16 protein-coding genes are annotated in these 19,195 nt (G+C 75.1%); 11 read left to right on the forward strand and 5 right to left on the reverse strand.

Translation table 11 applies throughout. From position 1 onward, the window contains the following. Positions 1–54 precede the first annotated feature (54 nt). The gene (locus tag ACIRRS_RS10140; RefSeq protein WP_402967487.1) at positions 55–447 is read left to right on the forward strand and encodes a Dabb family protein; all 393 of its coding nucleotides are present in this window, start codon (positions 55–57) and stop codon (positions 445–447) included. A 98-nt stretch (positions 448–545) separates the two neighbouring features. Here the strand turns inward: ACIRRS_RS10140 and ACIRRS_RS10145 are convergent, their stop codons facing one another. Continuing rightward, on the reverse strand, positions 546–1,247 hold the full coding sequence (locus tag ACIRRS_RS10145; protein WP_402967490.1) for an NAD(P)-dependent oxidoreductase: 702 nt from the start codon (positions 1,245–1,247) through the stop codon (positions 546–548). Between the two features lie 134 nt (positions 1,248–1,381). On the opposite strand from ACIRRS_RS10145, the gene ACIRRS_RS10150 reads away from it, so the two are divergent. Then, a complete protein-coding gene (locus tag ACIRRS_RS10150; RefSeq protein ID WP_402967493.1) occupies positions 1,382–2,104 on the forward strand; it encodes a TetR/AcrR family transcriptional regulator in 723 nt (240 codons plus the stop codon). A 54-nt stretch (positions 2,105–2,158) separates the two neighbouring features. On the opposite strand, the gene ACIRRS_RS10155 is transcribed toward ACIRRS_RS10150, so the two are convergent. Then, positions 2,159–2,566 (reverse strand): hypothetical protein, encoded by a 408-nt coding sequence (locus ACIRRS_RS10155; protein WP_402967496.1) that lies wholly within the window; start codon positions 2,564–2,566, stop codon positions 2,159–2,161. A gap of 77 nt (positions 2,567–2,643) precedes the next feature. Between ACIRRS_RS10155 and ACIRRS_RS10160 the strand changes: the two genes are divergently transcribed. From ACIRRS_RS10160 to ACIRRS_RS10175, 4 genes are all read left to right on the forward strand, one after another. Then, positions 2,644–2,928, forward strand: a complete 285-nt coding sequence (locus tag ACIRRS_RS10160; RefSeq protein ID WP_402967499.1) for a hypothetical protein — start codon at positions 2,644–2,646, stop codon at positions 2,926–2,928. 123 nt (positions 2,929–3,051) lie between these two features. Continuing rightward, complete coding sequence (locus tag ACIRRS_RS10165; RefSeq protein ID WP_402967502.1) at positions 3,052–3,597, forward strand: hypothetical protein; 546 nt, start codon at positions 3,052–3,054, stop codon at positions 3,595–3,597. A gap of 816 nt (positions 3,598–4,413) precedes the next feature. Continuing rightward, positions 4,414–8,526, forward strand: coding sequence for a Pls/PosA family non-ribosomal peptide synthetase (locus tag ACIRRS_RS10170; protein ID WP_402967956.1), 4,113 nt, complete (start codon positions 4,414–4,416; stop codon positions 8,524–8,526). A gap of 2,123 nt (positions 8,527–10,649) precedes the next feature. Next, the gene (locus ACIRRS_RS10175; protein WP_402967505.1) at positions 10,650–11,225 is read left to right on the forward strand and encodes a hypothetical protein; all 576 of its coding nucleotides are present in this window, start codon (positions 10,650–10,652) and stop codon (positions 11,223–11,225) included. A gap of 56 nt (positions 11,226–11,281) precedes the next feature. Here ACIRRS_RS10175 and ACIRRS_RS10180 read toward each other — a convergent pair whose 3' ends face one another. Beyond that, a complete protein-coding gene (locus ACIRRS_RS10180) occupies positions 11,282–11,905 on the reverse strand; it encodes a carbonic anhydrase (RefSeq protein WP_402967508.1) in 624 nt (207 codons plus the stop codon). A 228-nt stretch (positions 11,906–12,133) separates the two neighbouring features. Between ACIRRS_RS10180 and ACIRRS_RS10185 the strand changes: the two genes are divergently transcribed. Beyond that, positions 12,134–12,526, forward strand: a complete 393-nt coding sequence (locus ACIRRS_RS10185; protein WP_402967959.1) for a helix-turn-helix transcriptional regulator — start codon at positions 12,134–12,136, stop codon at positions 12,524–12,526. Between the two features lie 53 nt (positions 12,527–12,579). Continuing rightward, positions 12,580–12,990 (forward strand): VOC family protein, encoded by a 411-nt coding sequence (locus ACIRRS_RS10190; RefSeq protein ID WP_402967511.1) that lies wholly within the window; start codon positions 12,580–12,582, stop codon positions 12,988–12,990. A gap of 46 nt (positions 12,991–13,036) precedes the next feature. On the opposite strand, the gene ACIRRS_RS10195 is transcribed toward ACIRRS_RS10190, so the two are convergent. Continuing rightward, complete coding sequence (locus ACIRRS_RS10195; protein WP_402967514.1) at positions 13,037–14,308, reverse strand: FAD-dependent monooxygenase; 1,272 nt, start codon at positions 14,306–14,308, stop codon at positions 13,037–13,039. Positions 14,309–14,499: 191 nt separating this feature from the next. Continuing rightward, entirely contained in the window at positions 14,500–15,414 is a 915-nt protein-coding gene (locus ACIRRS_RS10200; protein ID WP_402967517.1) for a hypothetical protein, read from the reverse strand. 1,372 nt (positions 15,415–16,786) lie between these two features. Between ACIRRS_RS10200 and ACIRRS_RS10205 the strand changes: the two genes are divergently transcribed. The 3 genes from ACIRRS_RS10205 (at position 16,787) to ACIRRS_RS10215 (ending at position 18,480) form a co-directional block, all read left to right on the forward strand. Continuing rightward, the gene (locus ACIRRS_RS10205) at positions 16,787–17,095 is read left to right on the forward strand and encodes a hypothetical protein (protein ID WP_402967520.1); all 309 of its coding nucleotides are present in this window, start codon (positions 16,787–16,789) and stop codon (positions 17,093–17,095) included. 22 nt (positions 17,096–17,117) lie between these two features. Continuing rightward, a complete protein-coding gene (locus tag ACIRRS_RS10210; protein ID WP_402967523.1) occupies positions 17,118–17,939 on the forward strand; it encodes a helix-turn-helix domain-containing protein in 822 nt (273 codons plus the stop codon). 142 nt (positions 17,940–18,081) lie between these two features. After that, entirely contained in the window at positions 18,082–18,480 is a 399-nt protein-coding gene (locus ACIRRS_RS10215; RefSeq protein ID WP_402967525.1) for a sigma factor-like helix-turn-helix DNA-binding protein, read from the forward strand. Positions 18,481–19,195: the final 715 nt, after the last annotated feature.

The following is a 19,195-nucleotide window of genomic DNA, read 5'->3' on the forward strand; positions in this document are numbered from 1 at the left end:
GTAAGACCAGATTCCTGAACCAGCTGGTTCAGTTGACGACCGCTTGGGGGACCCGTGATCGTGCACACCCTGCGCTTCGCGTTCAAGGACGGCGCGACCGAGGAGGAGAAGGAGCACGTGCTGGCGGTCATGCGCCGCACGGCCGCCGTCGACTCGGTGGTGTTCTCGTCCGTCGGCCAGAACCTCGACCCGTCGGACGGCTTCACCCACGCCTACTGCGTGGGCATCGAGGACATGGCGGCCCTGCGCCGCTACATGCACGACCCGGTGCACCTGGCCGGGGACCCGCAGATCATCCCGCACCTGGCGAGGCTCGCCATCGGCCCGGACATGTCCGACGATCCGGCCCCCGACCTGGCGGCGCGGATCGGCGCCCTGCACGAGGAGAAGGTGGCGATGTACCCGCAGTGGGCGGCGGAGCTGACCCCGCTGCTCACCGGGGTCTAGGGTCGGGGCTTCCCGCAGAGCCGGATCAGGCCGGATCAGGCCGGATCGGGCTGTTGAAGGCGGCCGGATCCGGCCCTGCGGGCGCGGCTCCGGCAGGATCAGTATCCGACGGTGAACCGGCGCTGGACGAAGCGGGGCAGCTCGGCCTCGTCGACCAGGGCGACCGCTGCGTCCTCCACCGAGATCCGGCTCCGGCCGTCGGCGTCCAGGACGGGCTGGTCGCCGCCGATGCGGAAGCGCCCGGTGCGCTCCCCGGGGGCGATCTGCTCGGCGGGGCTGAAGTACGTCCAGAGCCGGTTCGAGGCGCGCAGGACGTTCAGCGCCTCCCGGTGCCCGAGTACGGCGGCGGCGTACTCGCGGGGCAGGCCCAGTTCGTCGAGCGAGGCGTGGACGAGCTCCTCGTGGTCGGCGCGGACGACGCCCGGCTCGATCTCCAGGCTGCCGGCGCCGCCGATGACGATCAGCCGGGTGCGCGGACGGCTCTCCAGGGCCTTGAGCAGGGCCTGGGCGGCGGTGGCGTAGACGGTCGGGTCCGCGATCGAGCGGCGGAGGGTGTCGGCGAAGTCCCTCGCCGCGTTCCCCGGCTGGAAGCCGCTGATCAGCACGTCGAGGTCGGGCAGGACGGCGGCGACGCTCGCGGCGTCCAGGACGTCGACGCTCGCCCAGTCGAGGTTCTCCCGCCGGTCGGTGATCGCGGAGGCGTCCCGGCTGAATGCCGTGACGCGGTGTCCGCGGTGGAGGGCCTCGGTGACGACCCTGCTGCCGATGGTGCCGGTGGCTCCGATGACGCCGATGTGCATGGTTCTCCCCTTGATTCATGCCGTGGTCATGCCGGATGGGCGCCGCGAGACCGCAGGGCCTCACGCCGTGCGAAAACTATACGGCGTGCAGTTTCTGAACGGCAATCAGAGCCGTGACGCTGTAGAGTCATCCCGTGGCAGACACCCGAAGCACCGGACGGCGCGAGCGACTGCGGATCGAGACGACCGCCGAGATCAAGCGCACAGCACTGGAGTTGATGGGCTCGGGCGGCCCCGACGCGATCGCCCTGCGAGCGATCGCCCGCGAGATGGGCATGACCGCCAACGCCATCTACGGCTACTTCGCCACCCGCGACGACCTGGTCACCGCCCTCATCGTGGACGTCTACACCGCGCTCGCCGACACCGTCGACGCCGCCTGGGCCGCCTCCGCGCAGGACGCCCCGGCGGAGCGGATACAGGCCTGGGCGCGCGCCTTCCGCACCTGGGCACTGGCCAACCCCGAAGGCTTCCGGCTGATCTACGGTGACCCCGTCCCCGGATACCGGGCCCCGGCGGGCGGCGCCGCGCCGGACGCCGCCCGCCGGGTCTGCATCGGCATCGCCGCGCTGGCGGACGCGGCCTGGAGCGGCGCCGAACAGGCGCACGGGGGCGGCGACTTCGGCTGGGACGACTTCGACCCCGGCCTGCTCGACAAGGTCCGCCCGGCGTTTCCCGCCCTACCGCCGGCCGGGGTGGCCCTGGCGCTGCGGATGTGGGGCCACCTGCACGGCCTGGTCGCGCTGGAGATCTACGGCCACCTGCGCGCCCAGACGCTCTCGCCGGACAAGCTCTTCCACGCCGAACTCGCCCAGTGGGTCCGATCGTTGAACATCCGTACCAGCGCCGGGGCGTGACTTCGCGGCCCGGCGGTCGGGTCGGGGTCGGGGTCGGGGTCGGGTGAAGAGGTCTCAGCCGGAGAGGCCACGAAGCCGCAGGGGAGTTCGAGCACCGCGCCGACCGGCGAGAGCGAGTACCGCCGCAGCCCCGACCGCCCCGGCGGCCAGCGGCCACACCGTGTGCCACGAGGCCCAGGCGGCGGCGAGCGCATGCACCACCGCCGCGGCGGTGAACACCCCGCGCCCGCCACCGCGCCGGGTCGCGACGAGGGTCGCGGCGCACAGCAGCGCCCAGGCCAGGGCGACGGCGGGGCCGAGCAGGCCCGAACGGCCGTCCTCGTCGAAGTAGAAGAGGCCGCGCAGCATCCACGTCACCACCGCGACCCAGAGGCTGCCGAGCACCTCCGCGCCCAGGATCAGCCGGGAGACGACGAGCGCCGCCCTGTCCGTCGTCGTGGACCCCGTGTGTGCCGTCCGCATGCTGCTGCGCCCCCTGGCTGGATGGTCGGATCGCCAACTTCGTGGATCATATGATCGATTCAAGGATCAGCAAAGCAATGGTCAAGGAGATCGCCATGTGGTGGAGGCGACGCAGGAGAACACCGCTGGAAGAGGAGGAGATCGTGGTGGCGGCAGGCCCTGACGAGCCGCTCCTGGTGATCTTCGAGCCCATGGGCTTCGAGCACGAGATCCCCGCGGGTGAGCACGTGACGGTCCGCTTCACGATCCTGCGCGGTGAGGGCGGTCTGGTCGACTACCGGGAGGACTACGCCTCCATCTGGCCCGGCCCCTCGGGCGAGGTCTTCGCCTGGACCGCCTCCGGGGAGGAGATCGAGCTCTGACGGCCCCTCGCCGCCGCCTCGGTCCGTCCAAGGTCAAATCCCCTTCCGCCCACCCAAGTTGCCGGTTGCCTGGCGGTCCTCGCGGGGCACAGACCGGGGCGGGCCCGACCGGGAGGGGACGTCATGTGGCTGGTCCTGGTGCTTCTGCCGGCGGCGTTCGCGGCGGTGGCCGTGCGCTCGCTCGGGTCCGCGCTCACCGGGGACCTCCAGGCCCTCCTCCGGGCGCTCCTCCGGGCGGTGAACGCCTCCCCGGAGGCGAAGGCCCTGCGCGCGCGGCTCGCGGAGCAGGGCCTGGCCGACGACGAGGAACCGGTCGAACGCCTGCGGCGGGTGAACCGGCGGACGCCGGTGCTGCTCGGCGCGGTGGTCGTCGCCTGCGCGGTCGCCGGGGTGTGGATGAGCGCGCACCGGGAGCTCTGGCCCGCCCCGCTGGAGGTCTCCCTGCTGGCGGCCTTCCTGGCGCCCTTCGCGGCCGCCCGGTGGGTCAACCAGGTGTCGTGGCCGCTGCTCCGGTTCGCCACCACCCCGGGAGAACAGGTGCTGGGGGCAGCCTGGGAAGCCGAACTCCGCCAGGGGACGGCGACCGTGGCCCTGTGGGGGCTGACCGCCCTCCCCGCCGGCCACGACCTGCGCACCTGCGACGCCGCCAACCGCACCCGCGGAGCGTGAAGCCGAGGATGGGGCGACAGCGCTACGAGTGCGGCGACGGCATCGGCTGCGGCGTCTGGGCCTTCGGTTGAGCCCCGCGTGGACGGCCTCGCTCACGCCCCCTGGGTAGCCTCGCGCCCATCGGGTGCCACCTCCTGCCCGCCGTGCAGAGGTCGGCGATCCGCCCTCCGTTGTCGCGATTTGTGGACAAAGCCATTTCCGTCGAAGTTCCTTGGAACCGATTCGCGGAATCGCGCGTCGGCTCGTCTCGAGTGGCCTGTGAGCGGGCTGCGCCCAGCTGGATGGTTTCTGGGCAGACGGCCGGTTTCCTGGGCAGCAGGTGGGCACCGGAGCGGTCAGCTGTCACTTTGGGTGGTGTGGGAGCGGGAGCACGGCCGGTTGCGGTGCCAGCTGCGGCGCCGGTTGCCCGTGATCGGAGAGGTGCGCTGAGTGGCTAGGGTGTGGGCGTGCTTTGGCGGGGTTTGCCTGCCTGGTTCATGGTGTTTTCGGGCTTTTCATGGCGTGGTTCGTGAGAAGTTCCTTTGATCCTGCCGCTGTGGCGCCAGGCACCGTCCTGGGTGGGCGATGGTAGTGGGTGGCGTTCCCTGTCAGGTCACTGTGTGTGCACGCCTCCGTTTACTTTTCTTTCAGCTTTTTTCGTAGAGGACGACGTTTTTCATGGATGCAGGCCAGGAAATGGCGGGTTACCCGGCGGGTTTTGGTGCGCCGGAGTACGGGGCGGGCTATCCCCAGCAGGGGGCGGGCTATCAGTACGGGACCGGCTATCCGGAGGCGTTTCCCCAGCAGTACCAGTACGGGGCGGAGTACCAGGCGCCGATGCAGTACCAGCAGTACGAGCAGCAGCTTCCCCAGCCTGGGTTGTGGCCGGTGGTGTCGGGTTCGGGTTCGGGTGCGGGTTCTTTGGTGGATGTGTTGTTTGGGGTGGTGGGGTTGTTTGGGTCGTCGGTGGCGGTGGATGGGGGTGGTGTGGTTTTGGATTATGGGGGTTTGTGGGGGGAGGTTGAGGTGTTGGCGGGGGTGTTGGCGGGGTTTGGTGTGGGTGGTGGGGATCGTGTGGGGGTGCGGTTGAGGTCGGGGGGTGTGGGGTTGTATGTGGGGGTTTTGGCGGTTTTGCGGTGTGGGGCGGCGTATGTGCCGGTGGATTTTGATGATCCGGATGAGCGGGCGGAGTTGGTGTGGGAGGACGCGGGTGTGTGTGGGGTGTTGGGGGAGGGGGGTTTTTGGCGTCGTGAGTGGTGGCCTGTGGGGTCGGGTGTTGCTCGGTGGCCGGTGGCGTCGGATGAGGCGTGGGTGATTTTTACGTCGGGGACGACGGGTCGGCCGAAGGGTGTGGCGGTGTCGCACGGTAGTGCGGTGGCGTTTGTGGAGGCGGAGTCGGGGTTGTTTTGTCAGGGGGCGCCGTTGGGTCCGGGGGATCGGGTGTTGGCGGGGTTGTCGGTTGGGTTTGATGCGTCGTGTGAGGAGATGTGGTTGGCGTGGGGGTCGGGGGCGGCGTTGGTGCCGGCTCCTCGGTCGTTGGTGCGGTCGGGGGTTGATTTGGGGCCGTGGTTGGTGGAGCGGGGGGTGACGGTGGTGTCGACGGTGCCGACTCTTCTTGCGTTGTGGCCGGTGGAGTGTTTGGCGGGGGTGCGTCTTGTGATTGTGGGGGGTGAGGCGTGTCCGGCGGAGTTGGTGGAGCGGGTGGCTGTTCCCGGCAGGGAGTTTTGGAATACGTATGGGCCGACGGAGACGACGGTGGTGGCGACGGCGGCTCGGTTGGTGGCGGGGGAGGTGGTGCGGATCGGGGTGCCGCTTGCGGGGTGGGAGGTGGCGGTGGTGGATGCGTCGGGTGCGGTGGTGCCGTTCGGTGGTGAGGGGGAGTTGCTGATTGGTGGTGTGGGGTGTGCGCGGTATCTGGATCCGGTGCGGGATGCGGAGAAGTTTGCGCCGCATCCGGCGTTGTCGTCGCCGCGTGTGTACCGCAGTGGTGATTTGGTGCGTAATGATCCGGCGGGTCTGGTGTTTCTGGGGCGGGCTGATGATCAGGTGAAGTTGGGGGGTCGGCGGATCGAGTTGGGGGAGGTGGATGCGGCGTTGCAGGGGTTGGTGGGGGTGGTGGCGGCTGCGGCGGCGGTGCGGCGGACGCCGGCGGGGGCGGAGTTGTTGGTGGGGTATGTGGTGGCTTCGCCGGGGGTGGTGCTGGATGTGGCGGGGTTGCGGGAGGTGTTGTTGGGGCGGTTGCCGCAGGCGTTGGTGCCGGTGTTGGCGGTGGTGGGGTCGTTGCCGGTGAAGACGTCGGGGAAGGTGGATCGGGGTGCTTTGCCGTGGCCGTTGCCGGGTGCGGGCGGTGCGGGCGGTGCGGGCGGTGCGGGCGGGTCGGGTGGTGGGGGTGACGGCCCGGGTGCGGGTGCGGGTGTGGTGTTGGAGGGGACGGCGGGGTGGCTGGCGGGGGAGTGGGAGCGTTTGCTGGGTGCGCGTGCGGGGGGTGGGGACGATTTCTTCGCGGTGGGGGGTTCGTCTCTGACGGCTGCGCGGTTGGTGTCGGTGTTGCGGGGGCGTTGTGCGGGGGTGTCGGTGGCGGATGTGTATGCGCATCCGGTGCTGGGGGAGATGGCGGCGTTTTTGGATACGTTGCCGCCGGTGGTGGGGGGCGCTGGTGGTGCGGGCGGTAGTGATGGTGGGGGTGCGGGTGGTTCCGGCGGAGCCGGCGGGCGCGGTGCGGAAGATATTTCGCACACGGATGGTTTTTCCTCGTCTTCGGCGGGTCGTGCGGGGCGGGTGGGGGTGACGCCTCGGGGTGCGGGTGTGTGGCAGTCGTTGGTGTTGGTGTTGTTGTTCGGGTTGTCGGGTTTGCGGTGGGTGGTGGTGTTGATCGGGGTGGACAACCTGTTGGGGGCGGGGTTGTCGTGGGCGCCGCATTCGTCGTGGTGGCCGGTGGTGGCGTTGTTGGTGGTGTTCTACAGTGCGCCGGGTCGCTCCGTGGTGGCGGCTGCGGGGGTGCGGTTGCTGACGGCGGGGGTGCGGGCGGGGTCGTATCCGCGTGGTGGTGGTGTGCATGTGCGGGTGTGGGCGGCGGAGCGGTTCGCGGGTGTGTTCAACACGGGTGCTCTGGCGGGGACGCCGTGGGGGGTGCGGTACGCGCGGCTTCTGGGGTGCCGGGTGGGTGGGGGCGCTTTGTTGCATGCGGTTCCTCCGGTGACGGGGCTTGCGCGGATCGGTGCGGGTGCGTGTGTGGAGTCGGAGGCGGATATCGCGGGGTGGTGGCTGGAGGGGGATGTGCTGCGTGTGGGGTCGGTGGAGGTCGGCGAGGGTGCGGTGGTGGGTCACCGTTCGACGTTGATGCCGGGTGCGCGGGTGGGTGCGGGGGCGCGGGTGGCGCCGGGTGCGTGTGTGACGGGTTCGGTTCCTGCGGGTGGTGTGTGGCACGGGTCTCCGGCGCGGCCGGTGGAGGGTGCGGCGGGGCAGGGGGCGACGGTGTGGCCGCTGGCGGGGCCGGGGCGGGTGTCGCGGTGGTGGTCGCTGGCGTATTCGGCGGCGTTCGTGGTGTTCGGTGTGGTGCCGGTGGTGGCGGCGGTGCCGGCTTTGGTGGTGGCGTTGCCGTTGGTGGGTTCGTCGTCGACGCTGGGCGGGGCGTTGTTGACGCTGCTGCCGTGGACGGTGCCGCTGGCGGTGCTGACGCTCGGGTGCTACGCGCTGCTGATAGCGGTGCTGGTGCGGGTGTTGTCGGTGCCGTTGAGGCCGGGGTTCTATCCGGCCGGTGGCGGGGTGGCGTTCTGTGCGTGGGCGGTGTCGCGGTTGTCGGACACGGCGCGGCGTTCGCTGTTCCCGTTCTACGCGTCGTTGTTCACGCCGGTGTGGCTGCGGTTGCTGGGGGCGCGGATCGGGCGGGGTGTGGAGGCGTCGACGGTGTTGTCGCTGCCGAAGCTGATGCGGGTGGAGGACGGGGCGTTCCTGGCGGACGACACGCTGGTGGCGCCGTTCGAGTTGCGGGGCGGGTGGCTGCACCTGGGGGCGTCGCGGGTGGGTCGGCGTACGTTCGTGGGGAATTCGGGGATCGTGGGTCCGGGGCGGACGTTGCCGGACAACTGCCTGGTGGGTGTGCTCTCGGATGCTCCGGCGCATGCGCCCGAGGGTTCGTCGTGGCTGGGGCGGCCGGCGTTCGCGCTGCCGCGGGTGGCGGCCGGCGGGGACCAGGGGCGTACGTATGCGCCGGCGCGCAGGCTGGTGTGGGCGCGGGCGCTGGTGGAGGTGTGCCGGCTGGTGCCGTTGATCGTGGCGGCGGTGCTGGCGGATCTGGTGATGGCGGTGTTGCAGGAGGTGCGTGACGGCTGGGGCCTGGGGGCGGCGCTGGGTGCGTCGGGCGTGGTTCTGATCGTGGCGGGTGTGGTGGCGTTGGGGGTGACGACGGTGGCGAAGTGGCTGCTGGTGGGGCGGTTCACGGTGGCGGAGCATCCGCTGTGGTCGTCGTTCGTGTGGCGCAACGAGTTGTACGACACGTTCGTGGAGGAGCTGGCGATGCCGTTCGGGGGCGGGGCGATCACGGGGACGCCGTACCTGAACGTGTGGCTGCGTTCGCTGGGGGCGAAGGTGGGGCGTGGTGTGTGGTGCGAGACGCACTGGCTGCCGGAGAGCGATCTGGTGACGGTGGGGGCGGGTGCGAGTGTGAACCGGGGGACGGTGTTGCAGACGCACCTGTTCCACGACCGGGTGATGCGGCTGGGTCCGGTGGACCTGGGTGAGGGGTCGACGTGCGGGCCGCACTCGATCGTTTTGCTGAACGCGTCGGTGGGGGCGGATGCGACGGTGGGTCCGGCGTCCTTGGTGATGCGCGGTGAGAGTGTGCCGGGTGCGACGCGCTGGCTGGGCAACCCGGTGGCGGCGTGGGAGGGCGGGCAGGCGGTGCCGGCCCGGCGGCGTTCCTCGCGGCGCCGGGCGGCGGCCCGGGCCTGACCCCGCGGGGCGGGCCCGGAACGCGGGCCCGCCCCCGGCCGGGCCGGAAACAGTAGGTGTGTGTGGTGCGGCCGTGGTCCTGTGGACCGCGGCCGCGCCGTCTTTTCCGCCCGTCCCTGGTCCTCCTTTTCCTCCTCGCCGGCTCCTGCCGGAGCGGCGGGCGGGCGGGGGCGGATTTCTTGGCGCGGGCCGGCCCGGGCGGCGCCCCGCCGGGCCGTCCCGCCGCAGGCCGGTCCGGGCCTGACGGGCGGCCGGCGGGCCGGGCCGGGGGAGTGGGGCCGTGGCCGCACCGGCTTCTCCGTCCCCGCTCTTCCCCCTTCCTCTGCTGCTGCCCGCACGGGAGGCCGGCGGGGCCGGCTTCCCGTGCGGCTTTGCCGGAGGGGTTCCGCTGTTCCGGTCTCCGTGGCCGGGTTCCGGCGGGCGGGGTGTGCGGCGGGCGGGGTCTTTGGCGGGTCCTGCCCGGGTCGGCGGGCCGGGCCGGGAGGTGCGTGGTGCGGCCGTGGTCCTGTGGACCGCGGCCGCGCGGTCTTTTCCGCCCGTCCCTGGTCCCCTGCCTCTTTGTCCTTCCTCCCTCTTTCTTTGCGTGTTCGTGCTTCGGCCCCGTGCGGGGGCCGGGGTTTGTCGGCTTCCCGTGCGGCGGGTGCCGTGCGGCGGGCGCCGGGTGTCGGGGGCCGTCGGCGGGGGTGGGGGCGGTGCGTTCGCGGTGTCGCCCGCGCGGTTGGTGGCTGCCGGCGCGGCGGGCGTCGGCCACCGCGCCGGCGCCTGGGTCCGCTTGCTCGGCCTGCGTCCGCGGTGTCCTTGACTCCCCGGCGGGCGGGTCGTGGCGGCCGTGCCGGGGTGGTTTCCGGGGGTCGGTGCTGCGGGTCCGTGCCGGGGGGTGTCGGGGTGGTGGGCGGGGTGGGCGGCATGAGTTTTCCGGGTTCGGGTACGGCGGTGAAGCCCCGCGCGTGCGTAGACGTCGTGGGCGTCGAGGGTGGAGAGCATCAGGCGTGTGAGCCGGTGGGGGGCCGGTGCGGTGGCGGCGTGCGTGGGGGGCGGCGTAGACGTCGCAGAGCCGGCCGAAGGTGGCGTAGCCGGTGACGGCCCGGGCGAAGGCGGCCTGCCCGTCGGCGCGGGGAGCGTAGACGCTGAGGACGAGTGAGTGCCCGGGTGATCGGGCGACGGTCTCGCGGCTGCGGCCCAGGGCCCGGAAGGCGTCGGTGGAGAGCCGGTGGTGCACGCGGTCGGGGTCGATGCGTGCGGGGCCGGTGTCGAGGGTGAGGCCGTCTGCCCGGGTGGTGGTCACGGCCTTTGATCGTAGGTGCCGGGCGGGGCCGGCTTCCCGTGCGGCGTGCGGCGGCCGGGTCGGCGGTCAACCGGCTGGTCCGGAGGGGGTGTTGGGGCTGGTGGCGGCGGGTCTGTCCGGGGCGGGGAGGGGTGTTCCTGCTGCCGGTCCGGTCGGGCCGGCAGCACCGTCTTCTCGCTCGGCCCTGTTCCCCTCTTCTCTTCTGCCACCTGCGCGGGAAGTCGGCGGGGCCGACTTCCCGCGCAGGGGAAGGCGCGTGGGGCAGGGCAGGGCCGGTTTCCTGTGCGGTGTTCGCCGGGTGGGGCCGGGCCCTGGTGGTGCTCCGGTGTTCAACTGGCCGGGATGCCGGGGGTGTTCGGGCCGGAGGCGGCGGAGCTGCTCGGGGCGGGGAGGGGAGGGCCGTACGGGATGCCGTGGTGCGGGGCCCGGCCGGTGAGAGGGGTGCGTCGCTGCCGGTTGTGTGTGCCCGCCGGGGTCGGGGGCGTGGGGGCCGGGGGGTGTGTGCCTGGCACGATCGCGGGGATCGGCACGTGTCCCCCGGCTCCCGCGCCCCCTCCTTTGCGGGGGCCGGTGCGGGTGGGGCGGGCGTCGACGGGTGCCCCGGGGCCGCGGCCGGCCGGCGGGTCCTATGGGACGACTTCAACAGGGGTTGAAGTCAAGCCCGGGCGGTCGGCGGGCGGTGGGCGGGCGGTCGGTGGGCGGGTGGGGGGCTGGCCGGCGCGCCGGGTGCGGGCGGGGGGTAGTTTTGCTTCGGCACGGGCGGGTCGGGCGAGGTGTGGGGGTGGGTGCGGTGGCGGGTCAGGGGCACGGGTACTGGCGGGTGGCGGACGGTGCTCCGGTGAGTGCGACGCAGGCGCAGATCGTGTGGACGCGGGCGGCGTACCCGGCGCTGGTGGAGGTGGCGGGGCGCTACCACGCGGTGGTCACGCAGGGGGAGCTGGCCGAGGCGGTGCAGGAGGCGTCGGGGGTGCGGACGCGTTTCGACCAGCGGCAGTGGCTGGGCAAGGTGCTGGCGCTGGTGGTGCGCGAGGCGCACCGGCGGGGGGATCCGCCGTTGACGGCGCTGGTGGTGCACGCGCAGGACGGGCGGGTGGGGGCGGGGTACCTGGAGGTGCTGGCGGTGGCGGGGCACGCGCCGCTCGCCTCGGAGATGGACCGGGAGGAGCACGCGGCGGCGGCGCGGCTGGCGTGTTACCGGCACTTCGGGGCGGCGCTGCCGGCGGACGGGGGGACGCCGGCGCTGGCGCCGCGGCTGCGGGAGTCGCTGTCGCGGCGGGCCTCGGGGGCGCGGGCCCCGCGGGCGTCGGGCACGCGGGCGGCGTCGGGTGCGCCGGCGCCGGTGGAGCGGGTGGCGGCGGTGTGCGGGCGGTGCTTCATCGAGCTGCCGGCGACGGGTGTGTGCGACTCGTGCTGAACCGCCCGCCGGCCTGACCCCGCCGGCCCCGGGCGGGGGCGGCGGGGCGGGGCGGGTCAGGTGAGGGGGCCGTGGGCGGTGACGGTGCGGGCGCGGCCGTCGCGCAGGCGGTAGGAGAGGCCGACGACGGCGGCGGTGCCGGCGGCGGTGCGGGCGGCCAGGACCTGGGAGCGTTCCAGGAGCAGGTCGACGCTCTGGCGGATGTGCTCGTCGACGATGCCGTCGACGTCGGTGATCCCTGCGGCGCGGGCGGCCAGCACGCTGGGGGTGACGCGTTCGACGACGTCGCGGACGAACCCGCCGGGCAGGCGGCCCTGTTCGAGGGAGTCGACGGCGGCGCCGACGGCGCCGCAGGAGTCGTGGCCCAGGACGACGACGAGGGGGCACTCCAGGACGGCGACGCCGTACTCGATGCTGCCCAGGGCCTCGGCGCCGGTGACGTGGCCGGCGGTGCGCACGACGAACAGGTCGCCCAGGCCCTGGTCGAAGATGATCTCCGCGGCGAGGCGGGAGTCGGAGCAGCCGAACAGGACCGCGAAGGGCCGCTGGGCGGGGGCGAGGGCGGCGCGGCGCCCGGCGTCCTGGTTGGGGTGTTCGGGCAGGCCGTGGACGAAGCGGGCGTTGCCCTCCATCAGCACCCGCAGGGCCTGGGCGGGGCTGGTTATCGGGGAGGAGATCATGGGGCCCACCCTAGATCGGCGCCCGCGGCCGGGCCCGGCCGGGGAGGGGCCCCGTCCCGCACCCGCCCGTCCGACACCCCGGCCTCCGACACCCCGGCCTCCGGCCTCCGGACCCCGCGTCCGCCCGCCCGTCCGCCCGGCCCGGGCCCGTGCGCCCCGGCCTCCGGCCTCCGGTCCCGGGCCGGGGTGTCGGTGGGCGGGGGTAGGTTGGCGGGTGTGGCGATTCGGGTGCCGTTGGAGGATCTGGTGCGGTTGCGGCGGGCGCGTGACCGGATGGACCGGGAGTTCGCGCTGCCGCTGGACGTGGCGGCGCTGGCGGGGACGGCGCTGATGTCGCAGGGGCACTTCGCGCGCAGTTTCAAGGCGGCGTACGGGGAGACGCCGTACGGGTACCTGATGACGCGGCGCATCGAGCGGGCGAAGGCGCTGCTGCGGCGCGGGGACCTGTCGGTGACGCAGGTGTGCATGGCGGTGGGCTGTACGTCGCTGGGTTCGTTCAGTGCGCGGTTCACGCAGCTGGTGGGGTGCAGCCCGAGCGCGTACCGGGCGGCGGACCACGGGGCGGGGGCGGGGATCCCGGCGTGCGCGGCGCGGCTGGGCACCCGTCCCGTACGCGGGTAGCGGGCAGCGACGGGGTCCGTGCGGGCGGGGCGGGTTCGCGTAGCGTGGGGCGTATGGGAATCGAGCTGGCGCAGTGCTTCGTCGCGGTGGACGACCACGACCGGGCCCTGGCCTTCTACCGGGACGTGCTGGGCTTCGAGGTGCGCAGCGACGTGGCGTTCGAGGGGATGCGGTGGGTGAGTGTGGGCTCGCCGGACCAGCCGGGGGTGGAGATCGTGCTGGAGCCGCCGCTGGCGGATCCGCACGCCAGTGAGGAGGACCGGCTGGCGGCGGCCGAGCTGCTGGCGAAGGGGCTGCTGCGCGGGGTGATCTTCCGGACCGACGACTGCGACGCGGTGTTCGAGCGGCTGCGGGCGGCGGGGGCGGAGGTGCTGCAGGAGCCGGCGGACCAGCCGTACGGGGTGCGCGACTGCGCGTTCCGGGATCCGGCGGGCAACATGCTGCGGTTCAACCAGGCGCGCTGACCTCCCGCCGCCCGGCACCGACCCCCGTGCGGTGCCGGGCGGGGTGTCAGGCGTGGGCGGGGAGGGGGTAGTGGGGCAGGTCGAGGGCGTCGGCCTTGGCGAACTGGGCGGCCAGCAGGGGGCGCAGGGGCCAGCGGCCCATCCAGCGCATGGAGGCGGCGCGCAGGCGGATCGCGAGGGCGCTGTCGGGGGCGTAGCCGCCGACGCCGCCGGGGGGCAGTTCCTGGGCCTTGGCGGCGTAGGGGCGCATCAGGGTTTCGTAGCGGGCCAGGGCGGCGGGGACGTCGGCGCCGGGGGCGGCGAGTTCGCCGGCGAGGACGTAGGCGCCGACCAGGGCGAGGCTGGTGCCCAGCCCGGTCAGGGGGCTGGGGCTGTGGGCGGCGTCGCCGAGCAGGACGGTGCGGCCGCGGCTGTAGGCGGGCGCGCGGACCTGGCCGAAGGTGTCGAAGGCGAAGTCGTCGGCGTCGAGCATGCCCGCCACGAGGCGGTCGCTGTGCCAGCCGGCGCCGGTGAAGCGTTCGGCGAGCAGGCGCTGCTGGGCCGCCCGTCCGGCCCGTCCCCGGGGCAGGTGGGCGGGGGCGCGGCGCAGGGCGAGGCCGGCCTTGACCTCGCCGGGCAGGCGGCCGGGGCGGGCGCCGGCGACCAGGCCGCCGGGGGCGTTGTACATCAGGAACCACTGGTCGAGCTCGCGGGCGAGGGCGGCGTCGTGGAGGGTGAACCAGGCGTGGCAGCCGCCGATGGGGTGGTAGTGGCCGGCCGCGCCGCCGTTCTCGAAGGCCAGGCGGCGCACGGTGGAGTGGGGGCCGTCGGCGCCGACGACGAGGGCGAAGCGCCGGGCGGGGGCGTTCTCGAAGCTCACGAGGACCCCGCCGTCGTCGTCGCCGCCGTCGTTGTCGTCGTGGAGGGCGGTGACGGTGTCGTCGAAGAGGTGCTCCACGCCCTCGGCGAGGCAGGCCTCGTGGAGCAGGGCGGCCAGGTCGCCGCGCAGGATCTCGATCTCGGAGACGATGCCCTCGCCCTCGAACAGCTCCACCGGCATGCGGGCGGTGCGCCGGCCGCGGGAGTCGACCAGGGCGATGCCGCGCTGGGGCAGGGACAGCTCGCGGCAGCGCGGCATCAGGCCCGTCCGCTCGACGACGGTGCGCGCCGCGCCGCGCAGGTCCACGGCCTGCCCGCCGGGGCGCGGGGCGGGTGCGCGCTCGACGACCAGCGGGGTGAAGCCGCGCCGGCGCAGCCACAGGGCCAGGGCCGGGCCGGCGATGCCGGCGCCGCTGATGAGGACGTCGCTGGGACGGGCGGGGCCCGGGGTGTTCTCCATACCCGCGACCGTACGCCGTACGTCGGGGCGTCAACAAGGCCTGCCCTGGGGCTTTTCCGGATTGGTGCACTAGTACGGGAGGGGGTGGGGCAGTGCACCGGGCGGGGCCGCGGGGCCGCGGGGCCGGGTGGGGGGCCGTCGGCGCAGGCCGGGGCCGCGGGGCCGCGGGGTCCGCACCGCCCCGGGGTGCACTAGTGCGCCGACGGCGCCTGCGAGGACGGCGAGGACGGGGCGGGGGATGACTGGGCGGGCGGGGGCGGGTCGGCGGGGGCCATGAGGGTGTGCAGCAGGTCCTCGCCCAGCGCGGCGGAGGAGCCCGACTCGTCCGGCAGCCGGTAGTCCCGGTACCACTGCGCGGGCGCCTCCGGGTGCGGGCCGCTGACCGCGACCCGCCCCGCCCCGTACGCGGCCACCACCGCCGCCGCCCGCTGGTTGGGGTAGCGGGCCAGCACCTGCGCGCCGGGCCCCTCCACGTCGAAGTACGGCCCGTCCTGGAAGTACATCCGCTGCGTCTTCCCGCGCCAGGCGACCTCCACCAGCTGGTCCTTCTCGGTGGCCACGCTCGCCCCCTGCGAGCGGATGTACTGGCCCGAGTCGCCGGGCAGGAGGTCGAAGCCGGGGTCGCCGGCCAGGTAGCCGCCCATGCACAGGCCCAGGTAGCGGCCCCCGCCGCGCACGAAGGAGCGCACCAGCTCGGGGGAGAAGCCCTCCTCGCGGCGCAGCAGGCGCCACGCGGCGTTCACCTCCTGCCCGTTGGTGCCGCCCGGCTGCACGTACAGCGCCACCCCCTCCAGGGCGCGGGGGCCGAAGCGGACCTGCTCGTCGGCGCCGACGAAGCGCACCTCGAACCCGTCGCGCCCGAGCATGTCGGCGGCCGCCTCCGGGCAGCCCTCGCAGGCCGACTCGCCCCGGTACACCAGCGCCACCGGCCGCCCCGCGCCCGCGCCCGCGCCGCCGCCCGTGGTCGCGGGGGCGGTGTCGCCGGAGAGCGCCGTGCCCGTGTCCGCCCCGCGCCCGGCGCTCTCCGGCCCGCACCCGGACGCCGCCAGTACCGCCACCGCCGCCACCGCGGCCGCCACCGCCCGCCCGCCCCGCCACCCGCGCACCCCGTACACCCCTCGCCGTCGCCGTCGTCGCCCGCCGGGCCCCCGCCGCCTTGACGCTACGTCCCACCCGCCCCACCGCGCACACCGGCCCCCTCGAACGGGCGAGCCCGCGCACCGCCGCGTTGACGCCCGCGCGGCCCGCCCGGCGGGGCGGGCGCCCGTGGGCCCGGACGGGCGGCCGCGCCCGGGCGGCCCACCCCGGGGACGGCGCCCGCCCCCGTCCGCCCGCCCCGTCCCGTCCCGCTGCTCCCGTCCTGCCGCTCCCGCCCCGTTCCGTCCCGTCCGGCCGCTCCCGCCCCGTTCCGTCCCGCCCGGCCGCTCCCGCCCCGTTCCGTCCCGCCCGGCCGCTCCCGCCCCGTTCCGTCCCGTCCGGCCGCGCCCGTCCGCTCGTCCCGTCCGCCCGTTCCGTCCCGTCCGGCCGCGCCCGTCCGCTCGTCCCGTCCGCCCGTTCCGTCCCGTCCGGCCGCGTCCGCGCCGGCGGGGCCGGGCCGGGCGGCCGCTGCGCCCCGGCCGTCCCGGCCGCCGGGCGCCCGTCGCCGGTGAACCTCCCTGGTGGGGCGGGGAGTTGGGCGCACGCCAGGGCGGGAGTCGCGGTGGCGGGTCGCGGGGCGGGCGGGGGTGTGGAACGGTGGAGGGGCCCGGGGTGGCCGGGTGCCGGGCGCGGGCGCGTCCGGCCGAGGAAAGGGGCGTGGCCCTATGTCGTCCAAGCGTCGCCGCAAGAAGAAGGCCAGGGCCCGGCGCGGGGCCAACCACGGCCGCCGGCCGCAGTGCTGAGACCCGCCTGAGACCCTGTCCCCGGGCCCCCGCCCCCGCCCCCGCCGCGCCGAGTCGCGTCCGGGGCGGGGGCCCGGGGGCGTACGGAGGCCGCGCCGCGCCGCCCGGCCGGGGCCGAGCGCCCCCGGGAACGCGGGGGAGCGCAGGGGGATGCGGGGGAACGCAGAGAGACCGCTCGGGCCGCGAGAACGGCGGCCGGGCGGTCTCTGCTGTCCGGACGGGCCCATGCGCCAACACGGCCCGCTGCCGGGGTTCCCGAGAATGTTGGAGCCGACGGCGCCCCCGGGTTCCGGGCCCAGGGCCCGGACGACGCCGCCGCCCATCGTCACATCCGGCCACGGTGGCCACAAGGCCACCCTGCACGAAAGCGCATCAAATCCGGGTTTCGCGGCCGTGACCTGCGCCCGCGCCGCGGGTGTGAGCCGGATCGCGCACGGGGGGCGGGAGGCGGGCGCATCAATCCGCGCGATGTTCACCGAACCGATTGGGATTCACCCGTACGCCTGACACAGTGTTGTGTCACCGGGCACCGGGTGCGACGCCAACCGCCGAAAGTGCCCGCCTGTTGGAGCAGACGGTGATATAGGAGGGCTCCTCGATGACGAGGAAGCGCAGCAAGCACACCCCCGTCCACACCCCCGTCCACGGCGCCGCCGCCGGCCCCCGCGCCGCGCACCCGCCCCGGACCCCGCACCACCCCCGCCCCCGTGCCCGATCCCGCGCCGACTCCCTGCGCCCCCGCGGGCCGCAGGGCCCGCACGGCGCCCCGGTGAGCGCGGTGGTGGTCGTGGTGGTCGTCGTCGTGGCCGCCGCCCTGGTGCGCGCGGGCACCCCGGCCGGCGCGGCCCTCGAACTGGCCCTGGGCGCCTGCCTGCTGGGAGCCAGGACACGGGGGGAGCGGGCCTAGCGGGAACGGCGCCGACGAAGCGATGGGACGCCCCGAGAAGCCGATCGAGGCCAGCGAACCCGCCCTGGGCAAGCTCGCCGCGTGGCTGCGCGAGCAGCGCGACCGCTCCGGCCTGACCTACCGTGAGCTGGCCGCCCACACCAACTACCACCCCACCACCTTGCAGCGCGCCGCCACCGGGCGCACCCTGCCCGGCTGGAAGACCGTCGAGGCGCTGACCGGCGCCTGCGGCGGCGACCTGAAGGCCGCCCGCCGCAAGTGGGCCCACGCCGCGTACTGGACCCGCGTGCCGCACGCCTCGGGCACCCGCCGGCTGCGGGCCCCGCGCCGGCGCGGGCGCCACCCCGACCACGTCGACTCCTTCGGCGACCTGCGCCAGGCGATGCTGGAGATGCGGCGCAGGGCCCACTGGCCCTCCCTGGAGGAACTCGACCACCGCGCCCGCCAGGCGGGCCGGCGCCTGCCCCCCTCCACCCTGGCCCTGGTCCTGCGCGGCGAGGCCCCGCTGCGCAGGCCCCTGTTCCTCGTCTACATGGAGGCCTGCGGGGTCAAGGAGCCCCGCGCCCGCCAGTGGGCGGCGGCCTGGGAGCGGGTCCACCAGGCCCGCACCCCCGCCACCGCGGCCGGACCCCGCGCCTGGGAACGGGAGTTCACCACCGCCATGCGCACCTCCAGCGCCGGCGCCTCCACGGAGATCCTCTTCCGCCTGTGGGCCGGACTGCGCGCGGGACTGGCCGCCGACCGCGAGGACGCCGGCCCCCTCCCCTACGGCCTGCACGCCGCCCACGGACCCTACGGCTCCTACGGGCCCCCGAGCCCCGAGAGCGCCCGGCCCGCCCGCTGAGAACCCCCCCGCCCCGCGGCCGGCCCCGCCAGGGAGCCGGCCCCGGGGCGGGCACCACCCGCGCCCGCGCCCGCCATTCGTGCCCGCGCCTGCCATTCGTGCCCGCGCCCGCTGTTCGTGCCCGCCGTCCGGGAAGAGGGCCATGCCCACACCGCCGCGCGCCCTCGCCCCCCGCCTGGGGCTGTGGGCGCTCTACGACCTCAACCTGCCCCACTACCTCGACTACGCCGCCCTCCTGCTGCCCCCCGGCGACGCCCCGCCCGCCGTGCGCGCCGCCTTCGACGACCTCGCCGCCCACTGGCTCGACGCCCTGGCCACCGCCAGCCCCGCCGCCTGCGCCTGGCAGGCCGTACGCCACCGCGTCCGCACCCAGGCCGGCCCCCTGCACCCCGTCGCCCACCTCAGCGCCCGCCAGCAGGACGTCCTGCTCCTGCACCTGGTCCTGGACCGCTCCTGCGCCCAGATCGCCGCCCTCACCGGCACCGAACCCGCCGCCGTCCACGCCCACCTGCGCTCCCTGGCCGCCACCCCCCGCCCCTGACCGCCGCCGCCCGGCCCGGGGCGGGGGAGGGGAGAACCGGCAGGCGGGGCAGGGCAGTTGCCGCCGCCCCACCCGCCTTCGGTCGGGTAAGGAGGAAGCAGCAGGCGGGGCAGGGGAGTTGTCACGGCCCGGGACCCGGGGGCCTCGTTGCGGCCCCGCCCACCCCCCGCCTGCCGCACCCGGCTTCGCGGCCGAAGACCGAAAGAGGCCTGCCGTGGAGGGGAGTTGCCGCCGGCCGTCCGCACCGCCCCGACGGACGAGGGCCGTACGGCCCCGCCCGCAGCCCGGGCGGGGCCGCCCCCCGCCGCCCGCCCACGCAGACGGAGGGCCCAGCGACGAGGTGACGGCCGCCTCGGACGAACTCGCCCGCCCGCGAGCGTGGTTGGCCACAGCGAGAGGAGCGCCCCGGGCCGCTCGCCGGTCCGGGCCGCAGCAACGCGGATGCCGGACCCCCGTCGAACCCGCCTGTGTGCGGTCGGCGGTTGGCCGTACGAGGACGCGGCCCCGGCCCCTCGCCGCCGCGGGCGCACCGGACGGCACGGGCCGCAGCGCTGCTCCCCGCCGCCCGTCCGCCGCGCCCCGGCGGGCCCGGCTTCCCACCGGTGTCGGCCGCGCCCGCCGTCGTGGTCGGGTGGGGAAGTGGCAGGCGGGGAAGGGGAGTTGCCGCCGTCCCGGGACCCGGGGGCTTAGCCGCGGCCCCGCCCGGACCCCGGGC

The sequence above is a fragment of the Kitasatospora sp. NPDC101183 genome, from assembly GCF_044767945.1.
Classification (GTDB): domain Bacteria; phylum Actinomycetota; class Actinomycetes; order Streptomycetales; family Streptomycetaceae; genus Kitasatospora.